Source organism: Pseudoalteromonas sp. MIP2626, from assembly GCF_013414205.1.
Classification (GTDB): domain Bacteria; phylum Pseudomonadota; class Gammaproteobacteria; order Enterobacterales; family Alteromonadaceae; genus Pseudoalteromonas; species Pseudoalteromonas nigrifaciens.
In genome coordinates, this window is the sequence record NZ_JAATTW010000119.1 from 1 (window position 1) to 999 (window position 999).

At 41.3% G+C, this 999-nt stretch carries 1 protein-coding gene; it reads right to left on the reverse strand.

The genetic code is table 11. The annotated features are described in order from the left end of the window. Positions 1–908: IS4 family transposase (locus HC000_RS18285; protein ID WP_179808390.1), on the reverse strand; the 908-nt coding region annotated here is incomplete at its 3' end. Between the last annotated feature and the right edge of the window lie 91 nt (positions 909–999).

The following is a 999-nucleotide window of genomic DNA, read 5'->3' on the forward strand; positions in this document are numbered from 1 at the left end:
ATTTCTTTTGATGGGTAACGCATTACATCAAGCATTGATGTAAGAATCTGATACTGCTTATTATTATGCGTGTAAGTAAGCAGCCGAGCTTCTATAAACTCTGGCAAGTCAGTAAACTTTTTTCGCGCTTGTGGCGATGTTTTAAGACGCACTAACTGGTCATTTTTACTCATTTTCTTTATGGTATCAACCGTTAAGCCTTTTCTGACAGGTATCATCCAGTGCCTTTCAGTCCCTGCTTGGTGCCAACGATGCAAAAGCCCTAATGAATAATAACCGCGATCAAATAAGGTTAATGAGTTATCCGGTGTACCTTCAATGAGCTCTTCAGCGAGTGTCATTTCTCCTTGATGTTGCCCGTTAAAAGTACAATTAATGAGTTGATGGCTCGTTAGCTCCATGTGGCATACCATCCGAATTTGCGGATAGGTATTTTCACCATACTGGGTTGAGCCACACCCAAATACGTCTTTATTCTCTGGCGTATCATGTGTACGAAAAACAACGCCATCAACAGCTAATAGATTTAAGCCACAAAATGTATCGAAGTGGGCATGATTATAATGCCGTGACGCCATCATCTTGAAGACCTGCTCGACAGCATCTTCACCTAAGCGTTGTCTCGCTTGAACCATGGCACTAGGGGCAACTAGTTTCCCTTTACCTGGTAAGGCGATGTCCATTTTAGAGGCTATATCCCAAACAGATTCATGACGAAATAAACTCATACCAATCACAGACCAAACGACAGCATCGAGTGGTAAGCGACGTTTACGAACGGTGGCGACACCCGATTTTTCAAAAGCTTGGTTAAGTAATTCGGGATCTAAGATGCCAGATAAGTTATCAAGCGTTGTAAATTCATCAGCAGATGAGAAGGTGGTTGAAAGAGCTGTTTGAATATCCATAAAAAAACCGTAATTAGCGAAACTAATTACGGATTATTCACGATCATTTAGATCGGTCAACCGATCAATTAACCTTAACTGATCGGCATTA